This window comes from Corynebacterium maris DSM 45190 (assembly GCF_000442645.1).
GTDB lineage: Bacteria > Actinomycetota > Actinomycetes > Mycobacteriales > Mycobacteriaceae > Corynebacterium > Corynebacterium maris.
Genome location: NC_021915.1, coordinates 1634340 through 1653912 on the forward strand (window position 1 = coordinate 1634340; position 19573 = coordinate 1653912).

The window sequence follows — 19573 nt, forward strand, 5'->3', positions numbered from 1 at the left end:
ACTCGGGCCGGGGCGTTTGCCGTCGCGAGGTCACGAGGACTGTCGTTGCTCAGCCCACCGGTGTTCCTCCGGGACCCACGGATCCTGCAGACCGCTCGTGCCGTAGCTCAACCGGCGGTGGACCCGTTCGAAGGGGCCCGGCTGAGCGGCGGCCTCCAGCAGCCAAGCGCCGAGCAGACTGACCACCCAGACCCCGAAGGCGATGAGGAAGTATCCGGCGGCGCCGAGGCCGTCGGCTAAGTCGAGTGTGAACGGCAGGACCAGAATCAGGAAGAGAATCGACTGGAGGATGTAGGCGCTCATGGACCGCTTGCCCAGGGCGGCCACCACCCGCAGCGGCCAGGCGGGCCGGAACACCTCCCCCTTCTCCTGCGCGGCCTGGATTTTTTCCTGCAGCGGTTGGCAGGCCAGCAGGACCGCGGCCGCGATGCCGGGTCCCGTCCAGTAGCCGACGGCGGCGTTGATCCCGGCGAAGAGCGGCTCCCACGCCGCGGGCAGCACCCCGATCGAGGAAAGGCCCCACGGCAGGCCGACGAGCACGATGATGGCCACGGCCACCCACACCCAGGCCCACAGGTGCCGGACGTAGGCGCGCGGGTTGCGGTGCACGCCGCGGCGGGCGGCGACGAAACCGAGGATGACCAGCGGCAGCAGCGACATCGCCGTAGCCGGCAGGGAGAACACGACCACCGCCAGCATGGAGGCGTTGAATCCGAGGTAGTGCGCGTACCCGCTAAAGTCCGGCATCCAAGCCCCTGCCCCGGCCCCGGCCATGTCCCCGAGGTCGATGACCATCGTCGCTACCGCGCCGGCCAGGCCAACCAGGGTGGACAGCCCGAGCAGCACGCCGCCGATCCACAGCAACGTCTTGTCCCGGAGGGTGATCATCAGCGCCACCGTCATGGCCAGTGCGCCGTATTGCAGCATGATGTCGCCGTAGAAGAGCAGCACCAGATGCACCGCACCGAAAAGCGCGAGGAAACCGTAGCGCCGCAACAGCGCGCGGCGGGCATGTTTTGGCGGGTACATCCGCCGCGACAGACTCATCGTGATCAGGCCGACGCCGAAGCCGAGCAACACGGTGAACATCGGCAGCCCGCGCACGTGCGCGAACATGGCGGAGAGCACGACGAAGAGCTGGTCGAGGAGACTGCCGTCGACGACGCCGCCGAAGTAGGCGCCCGGCGCGTCCGTGTCGCTCAGTGCCCAGGCCGTGGAGAGGTTCGCCCACCCGATGCTCAACAGGGCCAGGCCGCGGGCGACGTCGGGGGCCAGGATGCGGGTGCGCACCGCCGTCCTGGCTGCGGCGCGGGAGGTGGTGTCATCGGCCACTGGTCAGCTCCTGCTCCAGGCACACCTGGCGTTGTTCGTAGGTGGGAAGGTGCAGGCAGTCTTGGATGCCGTCGACCTGCTGGAGCCAAAACAGCGTGAGGTAGAAGAACACTGACATCAGGATCGCGAAGATCGACAGGATCAGTGCCGTCCACGCCATGCCCAGCCGTCGGCCGGGGCGTTGCGGCGGGATCTTTCCTGCTGTGCGGATGGCGACGATGGCCAGCACCAGCGCAATCAGGCCGATGAGAAACGAGATCGTCGCTCCCAGCACGGTCAGCCCGGTCAGCAGGCCGAGGATCGCGACGATCAGCGCCCAGACCGCGACGCGGTTCTTCGGTGCGGCGGGGTGATCTGGGCGGTGGGCCGTCGACGGGTCCGTCTGGAAGTCCCGGTAGTCCACGGGCTCACCCGGCGGGTGGTGGTCATGGGGTGTAGTCATCGGCGGGCGCCTCCTGCCTGTCAGGGGTGGGTAACGTCCCCGGGGCTGATCCGGGGAGGCATGTCGGCTGCGCTGACACGCAGCCCGTCTCACGCTACTCCCCGGCGACGGGCGCCGCTTGTGGGGTCACCAGTCCCGGAGGTAGGCGATCCGGTCGCGCAGCTGCTCTGCGCTGCATAAGGCGGTGGGTGGGCCGCCGCAGGCCTTGCGTGCCTCGGTGTGAATGGCCCCGTGGGGGCGTTTGCGCTTACCCGCCACGATGGACACGACGGTATTGAGTTCCTTGCGCAGGCGCGGGATCTCTTCGCTGGCGGTTTCGTCCTCGTCGACGGCGGCGGCCGTCTTGCCGCGGAAGGAGGTGCCTTCGATCTCTTTGCGCTTGGCGTCCTCGGCTTCGCGCTCGCGGCGCAGACGTTCCTGCTCGTCGCGGGCGTCGAGCTGTTCTTCCTGCCGTTTGCGCAGCAGTGCCTTGACTTGGTCCGCATCCAGCAGGCCGGGCAGACCGAGGTAATCGGCTTCTTCCTCGGATCCCGAAAAGGTGCCGGTGCCGTAGGTGGACCCGTCGTAGATCAGCGAGTCCAGTTCCGCGTCGGCGCCGAGGGACTCGTAGGAGCCGACGTCGTCCGGTTCGTTCTGCTCTCGGTTGGCTTCCGCCAACAGATCGTCCTCCCACCCCTGTTTCGGGCGGTCGGGTTTTCCCAGCACATGGTCGCGTTGCTTTTCCATGTGCTCGGCGAGGTTGAGCAGGACCGGGACCGACGGCAGGAACACGCTCGCCGTCTCCCCTTTGCGGCGGGAACGCACGAAACGTCCGATCGCCTGGGCGAAGAACAGCGGGGTGGCCGCCGAGGTGGCGTACACGCCCACGGCCAGGCGCGGCACGTCCACGCCTTCGGAGACCATGCGCACGGCGACCATCCACTGGTCGGTGGATTCGGAGAATTCGCTGATCCGCTCGGAGGAGCCGGGTTCGTCCGACAGCACGACCGCCACCGGGGTCGACGACAGCTTCTGCAGGATCTTCGCATAAGCGCGGGCCGTCTTCGTGTCGGAGGCGATGACCAGGCCGCCGGCGTCCGGGATGTGGCGGCGCAGCTGCATCAGCCGAGTGTGCGCCGCCTGCAGCACGGCGGGCATCCACTCGCCCTTCGGGTCGAGGGCGGTGCGCCACGCGCGGGCGGTGTGTTCCGCGTTGAGCGGCTCTCCGAGACGGGCGGCGTACTCTTCGCCGGCGCTGTCGCGCCACCGGGCTTCGCCCGAGTAGGCGAGGAAGACGACGGGTCGGACGACTCCGTCGGTGAGCGCGTGCGAGTACCCGTAGGTGTAGTCGGCGCGGGAGACCAGGTGTCCTTCGCCGTCTTCTTCGTAGCGCACGAAGGGGATCTGCGAGTCGTCGGAACGAAACGGCGTACCGGTCAGCGCCAGGCGGTGTTCGGCGTCCTCGTAGGCTTCGCGGACGCCGTCGCCCCAGCTCTTCGCGTCGCCGGCGTGGTGGATCTCGTCGAGGATCACCAGGCTGCGCCGCGCGGAGGTGACCGCGTGGTGCTTGAACGGGTGCATGCCGACCTGCGCGTAGGTGACCACGATGCCGTGGTAGGCCGGGTTGACCGCCGAGGCGTTGGTGAAGTCGGGGTCGAGCGATAGGCCGACGCGGACGGCGGCTTCGGACCACTGGTGTTTGAGGTGCTCGGTCGGGACGACGACGATGACGCGCTGGACGCTGCGGTCGTCGACGAGCTCTCGGGCGAGGGTCAGCGCGAAGGTCGTCTTACCGGCGCCGGGCGTGGCCACCGCCAGGAAATCCTTGGGCCGCGTGGCGTTGAATTGATCGAGGGCCGCCTGCTGCCAGGCGCGCAACGATCCCGCGGGCTTGGCATGTGAGGCACTCACTTCTTGCGCAGGCCCTTGTAGATCCGTTCGCAGTCCGGGCACACCGGCGACCCGGGCTTCGCCTGTTTGGTCACGGGGAAGGTCTCGCCGCAGAGGGCGACGACCATCTTGCCGGTCACCGCAGACTCCGTCATCTGGTTCTTCTTGACGTAATGGAAGAACTTCGGGGTGTCGTCACCGGTCTGCGTGTCTTCCCGAATATCCGGGCGTTCGATGGTTTTCGTCGTAGTTCTCACACCCCCATCATGCCCCACGATCGCGGCATCGGGAAGTTCGGCTCAGCAACGCCGCCGCCGACGCACGCACCGGGAGGGGCTACGCTTACGGCCATGGAGCAGCACGATCCCAGCGATGACGACATCGCCGAATCCATCGAAGGGCAGGCAGAAGAGACCCGCCGCCGCGCGCGGGTGTTCCGCCGGCCCGTCGAACTGATCACCGACGCCGAGCTCTCCCCGCATCAACGCCGCCTCAAACGCGAGCGCATCTACGTCATCTTGCAGATCATCCGTGTGCCGTTGCTGTTGCTGGCCATGCTCGTGTGGGCGCTGTGGGGGTTGTGGTGGCTGGCGGCGATCATCTTCGTCGTGTCCATCCCCCTGCCGGGCGTCGCCGTCGTGCTCGCCAACGAGAAGGGAACCAAACGCGACCACCGGCAGCAGTCGACGTACAAGCCGGCCGCGGCGCGCATGCACCACAACCAGCTTCGTCAGGCGCAGGCGCTGGAACCGCCGCCGCCGAAAGAAGTGGAGCAAGGCCCCGAGGTCATCGACGCCGACCCGGATCCGGCGACCCCCGACCACCCCACCGACCCCCGGAAAGACGACACCCCGTGAGCACTTCGCCCCGCACTCCCCTGACCACCGTCGCCGCTGCCGTAGGCGCAGCTTTTCGACGCCACGAATTCCACGCCGACGCCGTCGCCGCCCATCTCGGCCCCGCCGCCGCCGACGCCGTGCACCGTGGGGAGCCGGCCGCCGTCCGCGCCGCCACCCGGGACGGTTCGGTGTTCTCCCGCCTCATCCGCTTCTTCCTGTTGCGCAACCCCGCCTCCGTCGAGGAGGTCGACGGGCTGTGCGGATCAGGGGTCGCCGCCGGTCTCCTCGAGGCCCGGGCGGCGCTCGCCGAGCCTGATCCCGGCCGGCTGCGGATGGTCATGGACATGCGCCCGCACGTCATCGCCGGAGCCCACCGGTTGGTGATCTCCGACGCGGACGCCGCCATGACCGAGCATGTCCCCGACGCCGAGCACGTGCTGGGCGTCGGCGCGGCGAGCGTCAGTCTGCTGCAGTCCACGCCCACGACCCCGGTCGAGTCGGTGCTGGATCTGGGCACCGGGTCCGGTGTCCAGGCCCTTGGCCAACTGGAATGCGCGGCCGCGGTCACCGCCACCGACGTGCACGGACCCGCGCTCGATCTGGCGGAGGCGACGTTCGCGGCCAACGACGCGGCCGAGCGCGTGGAGTTGCTGCAGGGCCCCTGGTTCGAGCCCGTGGCCGGACGCCGTTTCGACCGCATCGTGGCCAACCCGCCGTTCGTCGTCGGGCTGCCAGAGGTCGGCCACGTCTATCGCGACTCGGGCCTGAACTTGGACGAGGCCAGCGAACTCGTCGTCTCTCAGGCCGCCGAACACCTCACCGAGGGCGGCACCGCGCACCTGCTGGCGGCGTGGATTCATCCCGCGGGCGGTTCCTGGCGCAACCGGGTGGCCTCCTGGCTGCCGGCCACCGGCGTCGACGCCTGGGTGATCCAGCGCGACGTCGCCGATCCGGAGCTGTACGTGGGCACCTGGTTGCGGGACGAGTCCATCGACCCGCGCTCCGCCGAGGCCGCGGAGCGCACCGAGGCGTGGCTGGATCATTTCGCCGCGCAGGACGTGGCCGGCGTCGGCTACGGTTTCGTGGCGTTGCGCCACATCGGCGACGCCCCGTCCGAGGTGCTCGTCGAGGAAATGCCGCAGGCGTTCACCGATCCGCTGGGCCCGGAAGTCGAGGAGTACTTCGTGCGCACCGCCTGGCTGCGCGAGCACGGCCGCGACGGGGTCGCCGCCGGGCGTTTCGCGCTGCGGCCGGGCGTGGCCAAAGAAACGGTGGCCGTCACCGACGACGAGACCGGCATGGGGTTCAAGGACGTGGTCGTGCGTCTGACGCGCACCGACGGGCCACGGTGGAGCCACGAGATCGACGAGGCGTTGGCCGCCATCGTGGCGGGGCTGCACCCCGACGGCTTGGACCTGGGTGAGGTGGTGGGCATGTACGCCGCCGCCCGCGGGCTCGACGAGACCTCAGCCAACCAATTGCACAGCGAAGCCATCACCGCGGTTGTCGACCTGATCCGCCACGGACTGGTCGTGCCCGCAGATGTGCTGGATAGAGAGGAATAGCCCCATGAAAGCGGTGTTGACCCGAGTCACGTCGGCGTCCGTCACGGTCGACGACGAGGTCGTCGGCGCCATCGAGTGCCCCGACACCGGCGGGATCCTGGCGCTGGTGGGCGCCTCCCACGAAGACGGCGACGCCAACGCCGACGAGATGGCCCGCAAGATCGCGGAGCTCCGGATCCTGGACGGCGAGAAATCCGTCTCCGACGTTTTAGCCCCGGTGTTGCTGGTCAGCCAGTTCACGCTGCAGGGCCGGACCAAAAAAGGGCGTCGACCGTCGTGGTCGGACGCCGCCCCGGGGTCGCAGGCGGAACCGTTGATAGCGCGCGTGGCGGCCGGGCTGCGGGAGCGGGGGCTGGTCGTGGAGGAAGGTCGTTTTGGGGCGATGATGCAGGTGGCGTCCGTGAATGACGGCCCGTTCACTGTTTTGGTCGAAACGTAGACAGGTTGGTGCGAGGGGTGGTCTAATTTGAGGGACCCATTCTTTCCATGGTCCGCTCTCGCAGCGGGAATCGTCGGCGGTTGCCCCTTATGGTCACCCCCATGACGCGGAAACTATAATGTTTTGCTTCTTTGGGGGAACTTCGTGGGGCAGACTTACGTTGAACGGTTAGCAATGGACTTCAAGGAGGCCGTGATGACCCAACCATCCACGCAGGACCAGCAGGTAGACCGTGGCTCCCGCCGCAACCAGACCAACGACAACCCGTCGGCTGATCTGGTCAGGGTTTACCTCAACGGAATCGGCAAGACCGCGCTGCTGACCGCGGACGAGGAGGTGGACCTGGCCCAGCAGATCGAGGTGGGCCTGTACGCCCAACACCGCCTCGATGACCCGGAAATTAAGCCCACCCGCGCCATGAAGCGTGATTTGAAGATCCTGGCGAAGCAGGGCCGCAAGGCCCGCTCCCACCTGCTGGAGGCGAACCTGCGCCTGGTGGTCTCGTTGGCCAAGCGCTACACCGGCCGCGGCATGCCGCTGCTGGACCTGATCCAGGAGGGCAACCTGGGCCTGATCCGTGCCATGGAGAAGTTCGACTACGCCAAGGGATTCAAATTCTCCACGTACGCCACCTGGTGGATCCGCCAGGCGATCACCCGCGGCATGGCCGATCAGTCACGCACGATCCGGCTTCCGGTCCATCTGGTGGAGCAGGTCAACAAGCTCTCCCGCATCAAGCGCGAGCTGTACCAGAACCTGGGCCGCGAGGCGACGAACGAGGAGCTCGCGGACGAGTCGGGCATCGACGAATCCAAGATCGAGATGCTGCTGCGCCAGTCGCGCGACCCGGTGTCGCTGGACATGCCGGTCGGCGCCGACGAAGAGGCCCCGTTGGGCGATTTCATTGAGGACGCCGAGGCCGCCGACGCGGAATCCGCCGTGGTCGCCACGCTGCGCCACGAGGACATCCGTGAGGTCATCGACACCCTCGAGACGCGCGAGCAGGACGTCATCCGCCTGCGCTACGGCCTGGACGACGGCGTGCCGCGCACGCTGGACCAGATCGGCCGCCGCTTCGGGCTCTCCCGCGAGCGGGTCCGCCAGATTGAACGCGAAGTCATGTCCAAGCTCCGCGAGGGCACCCGCGCGGAGCGTCTGCGCGATTACGCCCTCTAGCCGCCCCTCCTCTTCCCTGGCCGACGTCACTGCCGTCGCGGACGAGACCGCTCCGCGACGGCAGTGGCATATACTTATCAATTTCCGTTAAGATATAGGGGAAAAGGATAGACGGCGATGAGGCTCCCTTTCGCATGGGGTATCATGTGAACGACCTCCCCTGGATGCACACCCCCGTCGTCCGCCGGTCTGACCTGCAGAACGGCTCATCGATCCCACAGAAAGGGCCTCGCGGCATGCGTGACTTGGTGGATACCACCGAAATGTATTTGCGAACCATTTACGAGCTCGAAGAAGAGGGCATCATCCCGCTCCGGGCCAGGATCGCCGAACGGCTGGAACAGTCCGGCCCCACGGTCTCTCAGACCGTCGCCCGGATGGAGCGTGACGGGCTGCTCATCGTCCGTCCCGACCGCAGCCTGGAAATGACGGAGACCGGACGTGAGCTGGCGACCTCCGTGATGCGCAAGCACCGGCTCGCCGAGCGGCTCCTGACGGACGTGCTCAAGCTCGACATCCACCAGGTCCACGACGAGGCCTGCCGGTGGGAGCACGTGATGAGCGAAGAGGTGGAGAAGCGGGTCGTGGCCGTCCTCGACGACGTCTCCCGCTCCCCCTTCGGCAACCCGATCCCGGGGCTGGAGGAACTCGGCGTAGACGAGGTCGGCGAACTGACTTTCGGGGTGCGCGCCATTGATCTGCCCAGCGGAAAACAGCTGCGCGCCCGCATCGTCCAGCTCAACGAGATTTTGCAGGTCGACGTCGAGCAGTTCCGCGCACTGCAGGAGGCGGGGGTGACCGTCGGCGCCGAAGTCGGCGTGGTCAACGACGCCGGCGCCATCACCATCACCACCGACGAGGGCGCCACCGTCGAGCTTTCCGACGACCTCGCGCACGCCGTGCGGGTAGAGTCTGTCGCGAACTAAGTACGCACCCAGCGGCTTCATACGATTCAGCAGGAAAGCGACGGGCAGATGAAACTCCTAGTCACCGGCGGCGCAGGATATGTGGGCAGCGTATGCGCCCAGGTCCTCATCGAGGCCGGCCACGACGTCACCGTGTTGGACAACTTGAGCACCGGAAACCGCTCCGCGGTGCCCGCGGAGGCCACTTTCGTCGAAGGTGAGGTCGCCGAGGACGCGGAGAAGGTGCTCGCCGAGGGTGACTTCGACGGCGTCGTGCATTTCGCCGCCCGCTCCCTGGTCGGAGAATCCATGGAGGTGCCCGAGCAGTACTGGCGCGACAACGTCGGCGCCACGCTGACGCTGCTGGAGGCCATGCGCGCCCACGGGGTGCGCAACCTGGTGTTCTCCTCCACGGCGGCCACCTACGGCGAGCCGGAGCAGGTCCCCATCACCGAGGACATGCCCACCGCGCCGACCAACCCTTACGGTGCGACCAAGCTGGCCATCGACTACGCCATCACCTCTTATGCCCAGGCCCATGGCCTGGCGGCCACCTCCCTGCGTTACTTCAACGTCGCCGGGGCCTACGGTCCGATCGGTGAGAACCGCGAGGTGGAGACCCATCTGATTCCGTTGGTGTTGCAGGTCGCCCTGGGGCATCGCGACAAGATCTTCCTGTTCGGCGACGACTGGCCCACCAAGGACGGCACCCCGGTCCGCGACTACATTCACATCCGCGACCTCGCCGAGGCCCACGTGCTCGCCCTGGAGAGCAACGAGTCCGGCGCCCACCGCATCTACAACCTGGGCTCCGGCGACGGCTACTCCGTGCGCGAGGTCATCGAGATGTGCCGGGAAGTCACCGGGCATCCCATCCCCGCGGAGGTCGCGCCCCGCCGGGCCGGGGACCCCGCCACGCTGATCGCGTCTTCGGAGAAGATCACGGCGGAACTCGGCTGGAACCCGCGGCACACTGACCTGGAAACCATCGTCACCGACGCGTGGAACTTCACCTCCCTGCTGGGAGAGCAGGCGCACAGCGCCCAGCGGGTGCGCTGAACCTTCCCGCTACGCCACTTGCGTGTCCCCCGCGACGTCGACGGGATCGTGCGCGGTCAGGCCGTAGTGGCGGCGGGTGTCGCGACTGCCGACCTCCACGCAGCGCAGGACTTTGTCCGCCAGCCCGTGCTGGCTGGCCTCCAACAACAGCCCGGAGAGCGTGTGTCCGGGCGCTTCTGCCTGGGCGGCCACCAGCGCCGGGGTCGCCACCATCGGCAACCTGCGGCGGATCATCGCCAAAGCGTGCAGCGACAGCGCATTCGCCCGGATCGTCCCGCTGAACCGCCTCGCCACCGCCAACAGCAGCTCGGCGGCGGCGTCCGCGTTGCCCAGCACCGAGGCCGCCACGATGTCGCGCAGCTCGGCGTGCGCCATGGCGATCGCCGCGACCACGAGGGTTTCCGCGTCGTCGATAAGTTCTTCCGCGTCCGCCCCGGTCGCCTCAATCTCTTCGAGCAGCAGATGCAGGTCGGTGGCCACCGCGGCCAACCACCGCGCCTGCTCCGGTCCCTCGTCCTCGCAGGCGCTGAAAGCGATGCGGTAAGCGAACGCCTCCCACTGCCCGATCTCCGCGGCGTCCACGGGGTCGTCGGCGCGGTCGCCGGGCCTGATCGGGGCGAAGCGGGCGGCGGCGTCACTGCGACTTAACTCCGGCAGCGCGCCGTGTGCGATCCAGGGCTGCATCGACTGCGCCCCGACCACGTCCGCGACCCGCCCCGCCGACCACGCGGAGGCTGTGTCTGCGCCGATCGGGGGCGGACCGAACAGCAGCCGGTAGCGCTCCCCCGTCAGCACCTCCGGCACGGTCCAGCAGGCGTCGATGCTCATCACCCCGTAATCCTCCAGTTCGAGCAGACGGTCGACGGCCTCATCGATGTCGGCGCCCCGGCGACGCCGGGTGATGACGAAGGCGAAGACTAAGTCAGTGTGGGAGTCACTCAGGGCGCCGTCAGCAATCTCATGCAGGGAGTGGAAGGCTTCCTCGTCGTCGAGGTCGAGGCGCAGCACCGGCCCGAGGCAGTAGCGGTGCCCGCCGACGTTGTCGAAGGCGGCGAGCACGAGGGATTCTTGCGGGTAGAAACCGAAGATGGCGGGTAGGTTGGCCAGCAGATGGCCCGGATCATGCAGTGGCGTGGAATGTGTCGTCATGACTCTCACTCTCCGCACCGGGCGACGTCCTCGCCGGGCTGCGCCGTCGCAGCGTCCGTAAAAAGTGGATAACCCGGTTCATCCACAGCCGAAGCCCAGGGTGGTGCCTGGGGGAAAAGACGGTCGCCGTCTAGAATGGATTGATTAACGCAGGAGTCGTTAATGATACCGCTGCGGCAGGCACGGAATATATTTCGGCTGACAACCGTTGCACTGCATAATGGCGCACGCACCATCTTGCGGCGCAGATAGACGATAGCTGACAGCAGGAGGAGGAGTGACATGTCGGACGTTAACCGCATGTACGAATTGGAGTACCCGTCACCGGAGGTGGCCACTGATTCTTCCGACGGACCCACCCTGATCGTCGCACTTCAGGGCTACGCGGACGCCGGCCACGCGATCGACGGGGCCGCGACGCACATCAAGGCCGCGTTGGAGTCCCACCCGGTGGTGTCGTTCCACAACGACGAGCTCATCGATTACCGCTCCCGCCGCCCCGCGGTCACCCTCCAGGACGACCATCTGGACGGTTTTTCGGACCTGAGCCTGGACCTACGGGTGTTGCGCGACAACAAGGGCAAGTCCTTCCTGCTGCTTTCTGGCCCGGAGCCGGATTTCCGGTGGGAGGCCTTCACCACCGCGGTCGCCGACTTGGCGGACAAGTACGGCGTCGCCCAGACGCTGTGCCTGTACGCCTCGCCCATGCAGGTGCCGCACACCCGCCCGATGGTGGTGCTCGCGCACGGCAACTCCCCGGAGCTGGTCGACGATCTGTACACCTGGGACGCGCGCGTGACCGTGCCTGGCGCCGCCTCACTCTACATTGAACGCGAGCTGCACAAGCGCGGCCACAAGGTCGGCGGCTACACCGCGCAGGTGCCGCACTACCTGGCGCAGTCGCCGTACCCGCAGGCCACCTACCAGCTGCTGACCGCGGTCTCTGAGGTCGCGGACCTGGACTTCCCGCTGCGCAGCCTGGAACAGGACATCAAGCGCGCCGATGAGCAGTTGTCGGAGCACACCTCCGGCAACCATGAGATCGCGCAGGTGGTCCAGGCCTTCGAGAAGCAGTACGACGCCGAGCTGGAGCGCTACCGTTCCGAGCACCCGGACGCCCGTCTGCCCGGCGAGGCGAAGGTGCCCTCCAGCGACGAGATCGGCGAGGAATTCGAGCGCTTCCTGGCCTCCATCAACCACGAGGACGCTCCCGCCGACGATCGTGACGACGCCGCCGGGCAGGCCCCGAAGACCAACGGCGCCCTGCCACCCGGCGTCGGTGAGGACGAGGGGCAGCCGGAGGATTCCCCGGGCCCGGAGGACTCCCCGGAGCAGGACGACGACGGCGAGCAGCGCTAAGGGCTCCTCCCCGGCCGAGGCCCCGCGTCAGCTACGGTGGACAGCGTGAACCTCGCTGACCTGCTGCCAGATTTAACCGAAGTCCCGGAGTCGCTTTTTGAGGAGGCGATCTGGGGCTCCTTCGTGTCGTGGACGACGCAGCGCGGCATCGAACTCTACCCCGCCCAGGAGGAGGCCTCCCTGGGGGTGTTGACCGGCGACAACGTCATCCTGGCCACGCCCACGGGATCGGGTAAGTCGATGGTGGCCAACGCCGCGCACTTCATCGCCATGGCCCGCGGCCAGCGCAGCTTCTACACCGCCCCGATCAAGGCGTTGGTCAGCGAGAAGTTCTTCGCGCTGTGCGAGATCTTCGGTCCTGAAAACGTCGGGATGATGACCGGCGACGCCACCGTCAACGGCAAGGCGCCCATCATCGCGGCCACCGCGGAGATCGTCGCCAACATCGCGCTGCGCGACGGCAGCAAGGCGGAGATCGACCAGGTCGTGATGGACGAGTTCCACTACTACTCCGACCCGGAGCGCGGTTCCGCGTGGCAGATCCCGCTGCTGGAGCTGCCGCAGGCGCAATTCCTGCTCATGTCCGCCACCCTCGGCGACACCTCGTCGCTGGAAAAAGACCTGACCGAGCGCACGGGCCGGGAGACCACCCTGGTCACCGGCACCACGCGGCCGGTGCCGCTGGACTTCCACTACGTCTTCTCCCCCGTCCACGAGACGATCGAGGAACTGCTGGACAACGGCAAGGCCCCGATTTACGTGGTGCATTTCTCCCAGCGCGAAGCCACGGAACGTGCTCAGGCGCTGACGAGCATGACGATCATCGACAAGGACACCAAAGACAAGATCGTCGCGGAGATCGGCGCCTTCAAGTTCACCACCACCTACGGCAAGGAGTTGTCGAAGCTGCTGCGCCGCGGCATCGGCGTGCACCACGCGGGCATGCTGCCGAAGTACCGCCGCCTGGTGGAGAAGCTCTCCCAGACGGGCCTGTTGAAGGTCATCTGCGGCACGGACACCCTCGGAGTGGGCATCAACGTGCCGATCCGCACAGTGCTGATGACCGGCCTGGCGAAGTTCGACGGCACCCGCCAGCGGATCCTGAAGTCGCGGGAGTTCCACCAGATCGCCGGTCGTGCCGGTCGCGCGGGCTACGACACCGAGGGCACCGTCGTGGTCGAGGCCCCCGAGCACGAGATCGAGAACGTGAAGCTGCGACGCAAGGCGGGCGATGACCCGAAGAAGCTGAAGAAGATCCGCAAGAAGTCCGCCCGTGACGGGGAGGTCTCGTGGTCGGAGAAGACTTTCGAGCGCCTGACCGTCGCCGAGCCGGAGCAGATGACCAGCCAGTTCCGGGTGTCGAACTCGATGTTGCTCAACGTGCTGGCCCGTCACGGCGACGGCTACGAGCACATGAAGCACCTGCTGCGCACCAACCACGATCCGCGATCGAAGCAGAACAAGGACATCCTCACCGCACTCGAGCTGTTCCGTGGCCTGCTCAACGCGGGCCTGGTGGTCCGCCGCGAGGAGGGCACGGACCTCTACGGGCGCACGTACCACCTGACGCAGGAGCTGCCGCGCGACTTCGCGCTCAACCAGCCGCTGGGCCCCTTGGCCCTGGCGGCGCTGACGCTGCTGGACCCGGAGTCGGAGACGTTCACCCTGGACGTCATCTCGGTGTTCGAGGCGATCCTGGATGACCCGCGCCCGATTCTGCGGGCGCAGGAGTCGCAGGCCCGCGGCGAGGAGATCGGCCGCCTCAAGGCGGAGGGCGTGGACTACACCGAGCGTATGGCGCTGATCGAGGACGTGACCTACCCGAAGCCGCTGGAGGAGATGCTCGAGGACGCCTACGAGACCTTCGCCAAGGGCAACCCGTGGGTCAAGGAGTTCGACATCTCGCCGAAGTCGGTCGTGCGCGACATGATCGAGCACGCGATGACGTTCTCCGATCTGGTGGCCACCTATTCGCTGGCGCGGTCAGAGGGCGTGGTCCTGCGGTATCTCACGGACGCGTGGCGCACGCTGAAGCACTCGGTGCCCACCGAGTACGTCACCGAGCAGCTCGAGGACGTCGTGGAGTGGCTGGGCGAGCTGATCCGGCAGGTGGACTCCTCGCTCATCGACGAGTGGGCGCAGATGTCGGACGAGGACACCCCCATTTCCAAGGAGGACCTGGAGCGCGAGCTGGCCTTCGGCGTCGAGGACCCGACGGCGGTGACGGCGAACCGCCGCGCCTTCACCGTCATGGTGCGCAACCACTTCTACCGCTTGGTGGAGCTGTTCGCCTTCGAACGCGAAGAGCAGCTGGACGCGATGACCGAGTACCTGGAGGACGCCCCCGACTGGCCGTCGTTGCTCGACGATTACTTCGACGAATACGACGATCTGGACACCGGCCAGGCCAGCCGCGGTAAGGAATATTTCCTGCTGCAGGATAAGGGGCGGCAGTGGCAGGTGCGCCAGATCCTCAAGGACCCGGAGGGCGACAACTCCTTCTCGTTCGTGGGCACAGTCGACTTGGACGCCTCCGACGAGGCCGGCGAGGTGCGCCTGTCGGAGCTGCGGGTGACGCAGAACTAGGCTCCCGGCCCTCTCCTGCTCGTTCTTCACCGCCCCGTCAACGCAACGGTGTGCGCTGACGGGGTGTCCTGTCTGGTAGAAATCGCAGCATGACCACTCACGATCCTGTCGATATCGTCGCCGTCACCGAACAGTTCCCGCTGATCAAGGATCTGCAGAGCTTGAAGGAGCTGTCCTGGTTCAATCCGGCGGCCACCGCGACCCCGGCCGCAGAAGGCCTCGCAGCCGTCGGCCTGGACGAGGCAGACGTCCGCGACGCCGCCGACCGTCTCCAGCGCTTCGCCCCGTACCTGGCCGAGGTCTTCCCCGACGCCGCGAAGACCTACGGGATCATTGAATCTCCCCTGGTAGGCCTACCGAACCTGCAGTCCGCCCTGAACCAGCCCGGCCAGCTGTGGGCGAAGCTGGATTCGCACCTGCCGATCTCCGGGTCGATCAAGGCCCGCGGCGGCATCTACGAGGTGCTCGCCCACGCCGAGAAAATCGCCCTCGACGCCGGCTTGATCACCCTCGACAGCGACTACCGCGCGCTGAACTCCCCCGCGGCGCGTGAGCTGTTCTCACAGCACAAGATCGCCGTCGGCTCCACCGGCAACCTGGGCCTGTCCATCGGGATCATGAGCGCCACCCTGGGCTTCCAGGCGTCGGTGCACATGTCCGCCGACGCCCGGCAGTGGAAGAAGGATCGGCTGCGCAGCCATGGCGTCAACGTCGTCGAATACGAATCTGACTACTCCGTCGCCGTCGCTCAGGGGCGGGCGGAAGCGGACGGCGATCCGATGACCCACTTCGTCGACGACGAAAACTCGGTGACGCTGTTTTTGGGCTACGCCGTCGCCGGACTACGTTTCGCGGGCCAACTCATGGCCCACGACATTCGCCCCACCGTCGAGCGGCCCCTGTTCGTCTATCTGCCGTGCGGGGTCGGCGGCGGACCTGGCGGGGTGGCCTTCGGCCTGAAGGCCGTCCTCGGCGACGCGGTGCGGTGCGTCTTCGTCGAGCCGACCCATTCCCCGGCCATGCTCCTCGGCGTGCACACCGGTCTGCACGATCAGGTCAGCGTCCAAGGCTTCGGCATCGACAATGTCACCGCCGCCGACGGTCTGGCCGTGGGGCGGCCGTCTAGGTTTGTGGGTAGGCGGATGGAGAAACTTCTCGACGGCTTCCTCACCGTCGACGACGACAACCTCTACCGCTTGATCAGCCTCCTCGACGAGACGGAGGGCATCCGCATCGAGCCTTCCGCCGCCGCCGGACTGGTCGGCCCAGCGCGCCTGGCTGAGGACGAGGGGTATCTGGGGTGGTTGGGGCTTGCTCCCGGCGCGCTGGCGGAGTGTGTGCATATGGCGTGGGTGACGGGCGGGTCGATGGTGCCGGAGGAGGAGATGGCGGGGTACCTGGCGCAGGGTGTGGCGCTGCGTTAGCTATTCGGGGAGTTCGCTGGTGTTGTGGTGGCGCCGTGCCTGTTCCATGGCGTGGGTGAAGCCGAGGCCCGGGTCATCAAGCAGGGCGAGGGTGACCTGGGCGTGCGTCTGTGCCTCTTCGTTCAGGTGGGCGCGTTCGAGCAGTGGGCGTGCGCTCTCCCCCAGTTCCGTTAAGGCGCGGCTGAGGCTGCGTCGGGTTTCTTCATCGCGGGCGCCGAGTTCTATGACGAGTTCTTCTGCCAGGGCCTGTTCTTTCCCTTCCGGGACGAGGCCGGTGGCTGCACGCCAGGCGGTGCGGGCGACGTCGTTATCCGCATCGTGCAGGAGGTCTGTGCTTATCGACGCATAGGCCGCGTGGTCCCCGATCTTCGACAGGGTGTGCAGCGTCTGGCTGCGTGCTTGAGGGTTGTCGGAACACAACTGTGGCAGCAGCGCCGTGAGCGTATCTTCCTTGTGGTGACGGATGAGTGCCCAGGTGAGCATGTCGCGGACGAAGAAGTCGGGCTCTGTTCCGAGCTTGTCGACGAGCGGGCCGATATGGGCGCTGTCAGGTGCGGTGCCGGCTACCATGGCGGCGCGCAGCCGGATGGAGGCGTTGGGCGCGGACAGCGCACGGATGAGAGTAGTCATGCGGGTTTCTCTTTCTGAACCTCTTATTCAACACCGAATGTCACGGGTAACGTTTCATTCTCGTATTCCTGCGTGGGCCGCTTTTCCTATATCAGCGTTGCGCGATCTAAGACGATCGTCCCCGCACTGAGGAAGGCTTTTATGGAGCTGATCTCTACCCCCAGCAGCGACTAAGCAGAACGTCGTAATGAAAACTCAGTGCGCCGCGACGATGTCCCCTTTATACGGCCTTGGCAGCTTTGCTGGCTTGGCTAGCACCCCGGAACAAAAACACCAGCAGCCAAGCAATTCCGACCATCGCAAACGATGGCGACCGCATCAAAAGAAACGAAAAGGGAAATCACACCCGTCACGATGGTGCCTGCGGCACTGACGAACAAGGTCGCGGAGGCAGCTTTGTGCCCAGCCCTCCACTTCTCTTCTGAGGCCATGAGCTCAGGGGTTCTGATGCCTATCCATGAGTTAGGTTGAAGCGAGCCGTTTCGTGCTGCGTAGGCCATCCATGCGATAAAGACGCCTGCCAAGATCAAAGTGCCGCCCGAAATGAGATGGTACGGGTCCATGCATCGCTCCTTCTTAAGGATCAGTTTTGCTCCATAATGCCCCCACGGTGAGGTGTTTCAGTGAGAGGAACGCCGCTATAACGATGGAAGGGTGGATACGGGTATTAATCAGGTGTCCCGTCTTCATAACTACGGCCGGTGAACCGCCCCGCCCAGCGTGAATTCTACCTACCGTCCACTTCCTTCTAGAAATGTCACTTGGATTCCTTCTGCGAGACTTCGCAATGTAGCTTCCTCGCTGAACAGGGCACACAGTCTTTCCGCGATCACCCGGGTGGACGCAGCACTGCAGCGATCAGATGTTGGGTGGATAACCCAGAAAACCGGGGTTAGTCTTGCCAACCGGCGTAGTAGGCGACGGCGACGCCCACGGGTTGCGGGGCGGGAAAGTCTTCGCCTTGGCCCATCTCCCCCATGAGCACGGCCCACTTGTCATCGCTGTCGTCGACGACGGGTTCTCCCGGCAGGGCGAGGATGACTTCGTCGCTGCCGCCGCCGCAGCTGTAGGCGCCCACGTAGTCGTCGGCGCGCCAGCCCCAGGCACCGCCTTGGCGGGCGGTGCACTGGCGGGCGTCGTCAAGTTCTAGTCCCCAGGGCATGGGGTCGTCGATGACGGGGGTGTGGGTGATCTCGCCGGCGAAGTAATAGGCGCGGAACTCCGGGGTGAAAGGGTTGAACGGGCAGTAAAAGACGCCGCTGTCGGGGTTGTGGAAGCAGGCGTTGGCAGACATTGCACTGGGGCCGCAGCGGTAGATGCCGTCGTCGAGCGCCACCGGTGAGGGGTAGCAGTCGCCCTGCATCATCTCGGTGGTGTTGGTGACGGTCCAGCCGTCGCGGGGCAGCCAGTCGTCGGTGACCGGGGAGATGCGGCGGACCTCGGTGGCGTCGTCTCGCGTTTCCCCCTGGGTTGTGGAGGTGGTCGCGGCGGGCGGGGTGCTCTCCCCTGGTTCGGTGGGGTCGGCGGCGGTGGTGTCGGTGACGACGACGGTCTCTTCGGCGACGTGTGTCTCGGTGAGGTCGTCCGCCTGGGTGACGTCTGAGTTGCCCGAGGTCTGCAAGGCGATGATGGCGATGACGAGCCCGACGATCAAGACCGCCAGCACGGCGGCGATCGACCACAGCAGGCCGGTGCGATTGCGTGCTGACGCGGGCGGGGAGGTTCTCGACTGGTCCGGGCTCATGGTGTCAAGATTAGCCGTGCGCAGGGCCCATAGCCTGAACTTTCGACGATCTTCGGTGACTACGGGGGTTGGTACGTTCTTTAGTTCGACCATTCGAACAAGCGTGTCAGGGATACGCGCTACAGTCAGTCCGGAGAACTTTCACCGAGCGAAGGGACGATAGGCATGGTAATGGGGCCCACCCACGCAATGAGCGGGGCCGCCGTCGGCTTAGTGGTGGCACAGGCATTGCCCGCCGAGTGGGGCGGAGTCACCACCATCCCGGACGCGTTGATGTACGCCGGCATCGCCGCGGGCGCCGCCCTCCTACCGGATCTGGATTCCCCGCAGGCGACGGTCTCGCGGTCCTTCGGCCCGTTGTCGAAGGGCCTGTCGCACATGGTGGAAAATTCATGCCAGACCTTCGTCAACCTCACCCGAGGATCGAAGGACTCGTATTGCCGCAACGGGCATCGCACCGCGACCCACACCCTCTGGTTCGCGCTGCTGACCGGCGCCGCGGCCGCGTTTTTGATGTCCTCGTCCTTCGAGAGGGGCGCGGCCGTGGGACTGCTGTTCTTCTTCCTGGGCCTGGCGATACGCGGACTGTTGCCCGAATGGTCGAAAAAAGCGGACTGGCTGGTGGTCACCGGCGTGTCCGCACTGGTGGCGTGGGCGGCCTGGGAGTGGGCCCCGAACTCCGGCTCCGGCCTCGTCATGGGCTCAGCCGTGACGGTCGGCGTGCTCACCCACCTGGCGGGAGACTTCATCACCAAACGCGGCATCCCGCTGCTCGCCCCACTGCCGCTGGGTCGACAGCGGTGGCGCAACCTGGGTGTACCCAGGCCGCTGCGGATCGCGGCCGCCGGCCCGATGGACAAGGTGCTGCTCTCTGCGTTCACGATCGTGACCCTGGTGCAGCTCTACGTCGTGGTCACCGGCACGACCATCGCACTGGACAGCCCCGTGCTGGCTAGCTTCGCCCCCTGAGCTCCCACCGCTTCCCCATGACAAGAGCCGCGCCCATCTGCAGGGTGCGGCTTTGTCGCTTTCCGGCCCCCGCCGCCGAGGTCCGG

Annotated in this window: 18 protein-coding genes; 10 read left to right on the forward strand and 8 right to left on the reverse strand. The window is 66.6% G+C overall.

Annotated features, from left to right (window positions below; all coding sequences use genetic code 11):
• Window positions 1–30 precede the first annotated feature (30 nt).
• The 4 genes from B841_RS07690 to B841_RS07705 form a co-directional block, all read right to left on the reverse strand.
• The gene (locus B841_RS07690; protein ID WP_020934921.1) at window positions 31–1332 is read right to left on the reverse strand and encodes a DUF418 domain-containing protein; all 1302 of its coding nucleotides are present in this window, start codon (window positions 1330–1332) and stop codon (window positions 31–33) included.
• Window positions 1322–1774, reverse strand: a complete 453-nt coding sequence (locus tag B841_RS07695; RefSeq protein ID WP_020934922.1) for a DUF4190 domain-containing protein — start codon at window positions 1772–1774, stop codon at window positions 1322–1324. The genes B841_RS07690 and B841_RS07695 overlap by 11 nt, the downstream gene beginning before the upstream one ends.
• A gap of 126 nt (window positions 1775–1900) precedes the next feature.
• A complete protein-coding gene (locus tag B841_RS07700; RefSeq protein WP_041631828.1) occupies window positions 1901–3664 on the reverse strand; it encodes a DEAD/DEAH box helicase in 1764 nt (587 codons plus the stop codon).
• Entirely contained in the window at window positions 3661–3900 is a 240-nt protein-coding gene (locus B841_RS07705; protein WP_020934924.1) for a DUF3039 domain-containing protein, read from the reverse strand. Before B841_RS07705 ends, B841_RS07700 begins: the two co-directional genes overlap by 4 nt.
• 93 nt (window positions 3901–3993) lie before the next feature.
• Here B841_RS07705 and B841_RS07710 point away from each other — a divergent pair, with 93 nt between their 5' ends.
• The 6 genes from B841_RS07710 to galE all read left to right on the forward strand — a co-directional run bounded on the left by B841_RS07710 (window position 3994) and on the right by galE (window position 9626).
• Window positions 3994–4500 (forward strand): DUF3099 domain-containing protein, encoded by a 507-nt coding sequence (locus B841_RS07710; RefSeq protein ID WP_020934925.1) that lies wholly within the window; start codon window positions 3994–3996, stop codon window positions 4498–4500.
• Window positions 4497–6047: a DUF7782 domain-containing protein gene (locus tag B841_RS07715; RefSeq protein ID WP_020934926.1), complete on the forward strand. Its 1551-nt coding sequence runs from the start codon at window positions 4497–4499 to the stop codon at window positions 6045–6047. Before B841_RS07710 ends, B841_RS07715 begins: the two co-directional genes overlap by 4 nt.
• A 4-nt stretch (window positions 6048–6051) precedes the next feature.
• Window positions 6052–6486 (forward strand): D-aminoacyl-tRNA deacylase, encoded by a 435-nt coding sequence (gene dtd / locus B841_RS07720; RefSeq protein WP_020934927.1) that lies wholly within the window; start codon window positions 6052–6054, stop codon window positions 6484–6486.
• Window positions 6487–6681: 195 nt separating this feature from the next.
• Window positions 6682–7662: a sigma-70 family RNA polymerase sigma factor gene (locus tag B841_RS07725; protein ID WP_020934928.1), complete on the forward strand. Its 981-nt coding sequence runs from the start codon at window positions 6682–6684 to the stop codon at window positions 7660–7662.
• Window positions 7663–7898: 236 nt separating this feature from the next.
• The gene (locus tag B841_RS07730; RefSeq protein WP_020934929.1) at window positions 7899–8588 is read left to right on the forward strand and encodes a metal-dependent transcriptional regulator; all 690 of its coding nucleotides are present in this window, start codon (window positions 7899–7901) and stop codon (window positions 8586–8588) included.
• A 48-nt stretch (window positions 8589–8636) separates the two neighbouring features.
• Window positions 8637–9626, forward strand: coding sequence for a UDP-glucose 4-epimerase GalE (gene galE / locus B841_RS07735; RefSeq protein ID WP_020934930.1), 990 nt, complete (start codon window positions 8637–8639; stop codon window positions 9624–9626).
• 9 nt (window positions 9627–9635) lie between these two features.
• Here galE and B841_RS07740 read toward each other — a convergent pair whose 3' ends face one another.
• Complete coding sequence (locus tag B841_RS07740) at window positions 9636–10775, reverse strand: DUF4192 domain-containing protein (protein WP_020934931.1); 1140 nt, start codon at window positions 10773–10775, stop codon at window positions 9636–9638.
• 282 nt (window positions 10776–11057) lie between these two features.
• Between B841_RS07740 and B841_RS07745 the strand changes: the two genes are divergently transcribed.
• The 3 genes from B841_RS07745 (at window position 11058) to B841_RS07755 (ending at window position 16144) form a co-directional block, all read left to right on the forward strand.
• Window positions 11058–12134 (forward strand): PAC2 family protein, encoded by a 1077-nt coding sequence (locus B841_RS07745; RefSeq protein ID WP_020934932.1) that lies wholly within the window; start codon window positions 11058–11060, stop codon window positions 12132–12134.
• 45 nt (window positions 12135–12179) lie between these two features.
• Window positions 12180–14720: a DEAD/DEAH box helicase gene (locus tag B841_RS07750; protein WP_020934933.1), complete on the forward strand. Its 2541-nt coding sequence runs from the start codon at window positions 12180–12182 to the stop codon at window positions 14718–14720.
• Between the two features lie 89 nt (window positions 14721–14809).
• Window positions 14810–16144, forward strand: coding sequence for a D-serine ammonia-lyase (locus B841_RS07755; RefSeq protein WP_020934934.1), 1335 nt, complete (start codon window positions 14810–14812; stop codon window positions 16142–16144).
• Here the strand turns inward: B841_RS07755 and B841_RS07760 are convergent, their stop codons facing one another.
• From B841_RS07760 to B841_RS13375, 3 genes are all read right to left on the reverse strand, one after another.
• Window positions 16145–16774: a HEAT repeat domain-containing protein gene (locus B841_RS07760; protein ID WP_020934935.1), complete on the reverse strand. Its 630-nt coding sequence runs from the start codon at window positions 16772–16774 to the stop codon at window positions 16145–16147.
• 251 nt (window positions 16775–17025) lie between these two features.
• On the reverse strand, window positions 17026–17337 hold the full coding sequence (locus B841_RS13370) for an SdpI family protein (RefSeq protein ID WP_020934936.1): 312 nt from the start codon (window positions 17335–17337) through the stop codon (window positions 17026–17028).
• Between the two features lie 329 nt (window positions 17338–17666).
• Window positions 17667–18518 (reverse strand): hypothetical protein, encoded by an 852-nt coding sequence (locus tag B841_RS13375; RefSeq protein WP_020934937.1) that lies wholly within the window; start codon window positions 18516–18518, stop codon window positions 17667–17669.
• A gap of 165 nt (window positions 18519–18683) precedes the next feature.
• Here B841_RS13375 and B841_RS07775 point away from each other — a divergent pair, with 165 nt between their 5' ends.
• Window positions 18684–19487 (forward strand): metal-dependent hydrolase, encoded by an 804-nt coding sequence (locus tag B841_RS07775; RefSeq protein ID WP_041631829.1) that lies wholly within the window; start codon window positions 18684–18686, stop codon window positions 19485–19487.
• Window positions 19488–19573: the final 86 nt, after the last annotated feature.